This window comes from Aeromicrobium sp. (genome assembly GCF_036675695.1).
Classification (GTDB): domain Bacteria; phylum Actinomycetota; class Actinomycetes; order Propionibacteriales; family Nocardioidaceae; genus Aeromicrobium.
In genome coordinates this window covers 1-4,864 of record NZ_JAKFEL010000232.1, presented here as the reverse complement: position 1 = coordinate 4,864, position 4,864 = coordinate 1, and the positions used below count along the sequence as shown (strand labels likewise).

The following is a 4,864-nucleotide window of genomic DNA, read 5'->3' as shown; positions in this document are numbered from 1 at the left end:
TCGTGATGGCAACCCACGACTCCACGATCGTCGACCAGATGCGCAAGCGCGTGATCGAGCTTGAAGGCGGGCTCATCGTGCGCGATGAGGCCCGCGGCATCTACGGCTACCAGAACTAGGAGGCCGGCATGAGAGCCACACTGAGCGAACTCGGCGCCAGTCTTGCGCGCAACAAGTCCATGACCATCTCATTGGTCGTCACGATGACTGTGTCGCTGCTGCTGGCCGCGCTCGGTCTGCTGATCCAGGGCCAGGCTGACCGTACGGAGAAGTACTTCGGCGATCGCCTCCAGCTGCAGATCAACCTCTGCACCAAGAACTCGCCGAGCTCCAACTGCATCGGCGGTGTCGCCACCGACGACCAGAAGGCTGCCGTGCAGGCAGCGCTTCGCGAGAACCCGCAGGTCAAGACGTTCGATATCCGTTCTCCCGCTGAGAACTACAGCCAGGCGCGCGAGCTCCTCGGCCAGACCGACACCGGCAAGGCGCAGCTCGAGACCCTCGGTCCGAGCGCCTTCCCTGAGTCGTACTTCGTGACGCTCAAGGATCCGCAGAAGTTCGACGGCGTGGTCAGTCAGGTCTCGGGCATGGATGGCGTCGGCAACGTCAACTCCCTCCGCGAGCTGCTCGGACCGCTGTTCGAGATCTTGTCCAAGATGCGCTGGGCCGCGTTGGCGACTTCGCTGCTCCTGATCGTCGCGGCAATTCTGCAGGTGTCCAACACGATCCGTATGACGGCGTATGCGCGCCGGCGCGAGATCGGCATCATGCGACTCGTCGGTGCGTCGAGCTGGCACATCCAGCTGCCGTTCATCCTCGAGTCGATGCTGGCTGCGTTGATCTCGGCAGCGTTGGCTGCCGCAGGACTCGCAGCGTTCATGTATTTCGTCGTGTACGGCTACCTCCGCGACACGCTCGGCGAGATCACGACGTGGGTCAGGTGGCAGGAAGCCGGAGTCGTGATGGGCTACACGACGGTGCTCGCCTTGCTCCTGGCGCTGGTTCCGACGCTCGTGATGACGCGCAAGTACCTCGACGTCTGAGCATTGCTGTGATGGCCGACGGTTGGACCCGCTGTGGCCGAGGCCACCAGCATTGGGGACGCGTCGGTGCCGCAGGGCTCCTGCTGATCCACACCGACGACGTGGGCATCGAGCGCTACTTGCTTCAGCATCGATCCCGAATGGTGCAGAAGGGATTGACCTGGGGCATACCTGGTGGCGCGTTGGCCTACGGTGAGACGCCCCTTGAGGGGGCAAGCAGGGAAGCCGCCGAGGAGATGCGCCCGGTGCCAGGTGGGCTCGAGCACCGGTTCACCTTCACGGATGACCATGAAGGCTGGGCCTATCACACCGTCGCCATGAGCTCGCCGGAGATGCCGGACACCTTTGGTGGTTGGGAAACTGGAAGTGACGGCTACAGGTGGGTTACTGCCATCGAGATCGAACAGGAGCTGAAGTTGCATCCGGGCTTTGCGGCAACGTGGCCCGACCTGCTCAAGCTGTTGTGAACCCAATCGTTGGCTTTCGCGTGTTGTCGATACGCGCTGAGTCGCGCAAATACCTCGATATGTGAGTGAAATGACCTAAAGTCGCTCCTGTCACTTCTTTCACAGGGGTAACACCACGACAGTCTCGTACGCGAGAAACTTCCCCAAGGTCGAGGTCATGATCAGGTCCAGGCGCAAATCCATCACAGCGGCACTGCTCGCTGTCGCGATGACGTTCGCTGTCTCCAGCCCGTCTGTGGCCGACAAGAAGAGTGACCTGCAAGAGCAGCAGAAGGCTGCCAAGGAAGCCGCCAAGGATGCCAAGCAGGCGCTTGACGGTTCGACCAAGGAGTACGCGGCTGCGGTGTCGGCGCTTCGCGGCGCACAGGCCATGCTCGACACTGCCCAGAATCAGTTGGGCAAGACGCGCGGACAGCTCGCCGTCGCCAAGCAACGCGACGCTCAGATGCAGGCGAAGCTCCTGGTCAGCGAAGCCAATCTCGACGAGGCGATGGCCAAGCTCAAGCAGGGCGAGCTCGAGCTCAAGGAGTCCGAAGCCATCGTCGAGCAGTTCACGGTCGAGAACCTCATGCAGGGCAGTCGCGGCCTCCGGGCATTCGGCGATCTGCTCCGCGGCGAAGACCCCGCGGAATTCACCGATCAGATGAACCTCAACGACTCCGTCGGTGATGCCCAGCTCGCGACGATGCAGGGTCTCGCGGCGACCAGGGTCCTGCTCGAGGTCAAGCGTGACGAAGTCGAGAAGCTCCGTGACGTGATCAAGAAGCAGCGTGCCGAGGCAGCCGCCAACCTCAAGCGCATGGCCAAGCTGGAGAAGAAGGCAGAGCAGCAGCGCGACACGATCTCAGGCCTCGTCGACGCACGTGAGGACGCGCGCCACTCCGCCGCTTTGACCAAGCAGGAGGACGAGAAGCGCTACCGCGAAGAAGTCAGGGAGCGCAACCGACTCGAAGCTGAGCTCCAGGCTCTGATCAACAAGGGCGGGTCCAATCCAGGCGGCGATGGTGGCGGAACGCTCAGTCGTCCGGTCAATGGCCCGATCACCTCGCCGTACGGGATGCGCGTGCACCCCATCACCGGCGTCTACAAGCTGCACGACGGCACCGACTTCGGCGCCGGGTGTGGCACGCCGATCAGGGCGGCAGCCAGCGGCACCATCCTCAGCCAGTACTACAACGGCGCCTACGGCAACCGCATCATCCTCAACAACGGCACCATGCGCGGCGTGAACGTCGTCACGACGTACAACCACTTGAGCCGTTTCGCGAGGAGCTCCGGCTCGCACGTCAGCCGCGGTGAGGTCATCGGGTACGTCGGTTCGACCGGATACTCGACCGGCTGTCACCTGCACTTCATGGTGCTCGCCAACGGTCGGACGACCAACCCCGCCGGTTGGCTCTAGGTCCGGCTCACCTCTCGCGTGAGAGAATTGGACCGTGGCTAAAGAGGTAGGGCGCAAGGTTGTTGCGCAGAACAAGAAAGCGCGCCACGACTATCACATCGAAGACACGTTTGAGGCCGGTCTGGTCCTCACCGGAACCGAGGTGAAGTCGTTGCGTGCCGGTCGCGCATCCCTCGTGGACGGATTCGGCGAGGTCGAGCGTGGCGAGGCGTGGCTGCTTCATGTACACATCCCCGAATACACGCAGGGCACCTGGACCAACCACGAGACCCGGCGCCGTCGCAAGATGCTGCTGCACCGTACGGAGATCGAGCGCATCGAGCGCCGTACAACCGAGAAGGGGCTGACGATCGTCCCGCTCTCGCTCTACTTCAAGGACGGCCGCGCCAAGGTCGAGATCGCGCTGGCACGCGGCAAGAAGACGTACGACAAGCGCCACGCCATCGCCGAACGTACGGCCACCCGCGAGGCAGAACGCGACCTCGGTCGCCGCCTCAAGGGCATCCACTAGTGGGTCTGGCCGACGACCAGCTACCAGCGCTGAGCGCCGACCTCGGGGTTCCCGGGCTGTTCGATGTCCACGCCCATTTCATGCCGCCGGCGATCCTGGCCAAGGTCTGGGCCTACTTCGACTCAGCCGGGCCACTGCTTGGCCGCACCTGGCCTATCACCTACCGCGGTACCGACGAAGAGCGTGTCGAGCAGTTGCGGGCGATGGGCGTCAAGAAGTTCTCTTCGATGTCATATGCGCACAAGCCGGGCATTGCGGGCTACATGAACGACTGGACTCGCGGCTTCGCCGAGCGCACTCCTGACACGTTGTGGTCGGCGACGTTCTATCCCGAGCCTGAGGCAGCGTCGTACGTGACGCAGCTGATCGAGGACGGTGTCGAGCTGTTCAAGGCGCATTTGCAGGTCGGAGACTACGCGGCGAACGATCCGCTGCTGGAGCCCGTATGGGGTGCGATCGCCGACAGCGGCACCCCGCTCGTGCTGCACGCCGGGTCAGGTCCTGCGCCCGGCAATCACACCGGACCTGACGGAATCGCTGACGTCCTGAGCCGTCATCCGTCGCTGAACGTGATCATCGCCCACATGGGTATGCCGGAGTACTCGGAATTCCTTGACCTGGCCGACCGTTACGACAATGTGCGACTCGACACCACGATGGCCTTCGTCGACTTCTGGGACGGCCCTTCGCCCGAGGAGATCACTCCTCGGCTCGTTGACCTGCAGGACCGGATTCTGTTCGGGACGGACTTTCCCAACATCCCGTATGCGTACGCTCATCAGGTCGAGGCGCTGCAACGGCTCGACCTGGGCGACGAATGGATGGCTGACGTGCTCTGGAACAACGGGGTCGAGCTCTTCGGAGCACCGTGAGACTCGCCAGCGCGCAGGGCAAGTGGTTGCTTGCAGCGATGATCCTTGGCTCGGGCATGGCATTCCTCGACGGCTCGATTGTGAGCCTCGCGCTCCCAGCGATCGACGATGACCTGGGTGCTGGGGTCGCCGGTCTCCAGTGGACGGTCAACGCGTACACGCTCACCCTCGCCGCGTTGATCCTCGTCGGCGGTTCGCTGGGGGACCGGCTCGGTCGCCGCAGGGTGTACGTCATCGGTGTCGCCTGGTTCGCCGTCGCCTCGGTGATGTGCGCTGCGGCGCCGACGATCGAGGTGCTGGTGCTGGCCCGCGGCCTGCAGGGCGTCGGTGCTGCCTTGCTGACACCGGGCAGCCTTGCCATCATTTCGGCATCGTTCGTCGAGGAGGACCGTGGCAAGGCGATCGGCGCCTGGTCCGGTCTGGCGGGCGTCACCACCGCGGTCGGGCCGCTGCTCGGTGGCTGGATGGTCGACGCGATCGGTTGGCGCTCGATCTTCTGGCTCAACGTTCCGCTCGCTGCCGTGGTGATCTGGCTATCGGTCAAGCACGTGCCGGAGACCAAGGGGGAG

The 4,864-nt window shown here is 63.8% G+C and carries 6 protein-coding genes and 1 pseudogene; all 7 read left to right on the top strand.

Annotated features, from left to right (window positions below):
• A pseudogene (locus V6M39_RS15295) lies at nt 1-119 on the top strand (cell division ATP-binding protein FtsE); the annotation flags it as partial.
• Nucleotides 120-128: 9 nt separating this feature from the next.
• On the top strand, nt 129-1,043 hold the full coding sequence (ftsX, locus tag V6M39_RS15290; protein WP_332644675.1) for a permease-like cell division protein FtsX: 915 nt from the start codon (nt 129-131) through the stop codon (nt 1,041-1,043).
• 11 nt (nt 1,044-1,054) lie between these two features.
• Nucleotides 1,055-1,510 (top strand): NUDIX domain-containing protein, encoded by a 456-nt coding sequence (locus V6M39_RS15285; RefSeq protein WP_332644674.1) that lies wholly within the window; start codon nt 1,055-1,057, stop codon nt 1,508-1,510.
• A gap of 157 nt (nt 1,511-1,667) precedes the next feature.
• Nucleotides 1,668-2,912 carry a peptidoglycan DD-metalloendopeptidase family protein gene (locus tag V6M39_RS15280; RefSeq protein WP_332644673.1) on the top strand — a complete coding sequence of 415 codons (1,245 nt, stop codon included), beginning with the start codon at nt 1,668-1,670 and terminating at the stop codon, nt 2,910-2,912.
• 34 nt (nt 2,913-2,946) lie between these two features.
• Entirely contained in the window at nt 2,947-3,423 is a 477-nt protein-coding gene (smpB, locus tag V6M39_RS15275; protein ID WP_309971478.1) for an SsrA-binding protein SmpB, read from the top strand.
• Nucleotides 3,423-4,295, top strand: a complete 873-nt coding sequence (locus tag V6M39_RS15270; RefSeq protein WP_332644672.1) for an amidohydrolase family protein — start codon at nt 3,423-3,425, stop codon at nt 4,293-4,295. Before smpB ends, V6M39_RS15270 begins: the two co-directional genes overlap by 1 nt.
• A partial coding sequence (locus V6M39_RS15265) for an MFS transporter (RefSeq protein ID WP_332644671.1) occupies nt 4,292-4,864 on the top strand: 573 nt, incomplete at its 3' end. The genes V6M39_RS15270 and V6M39_RS15265, both read left to right, overlap by 4 nt.

Bases quoted from the DNA above. Each gene is read 5' to 3' on its own strand.
- ftsX (WP_332644675.1), top strand. From the start codon at position 129: ATGAGAGCCACACTGAGCGAACTCGGCGCCAGTCTTGCGCGCAACAAG.
- V6M39_RS15285 (WP_332644674.1), top strand. From the start codon at position 1,055: ATGGCCGACGGTTGGACCCGCTGTGGCCGAGGCCACCAGCATTGGGGA.
- V6M39_RS15280 (WP_332644673.1), top strand. From the start codon at position 1,668: ATGATCAGGTCCAGGCGCAAATCCATCACAGCGGCACTGCTCGCTGTC.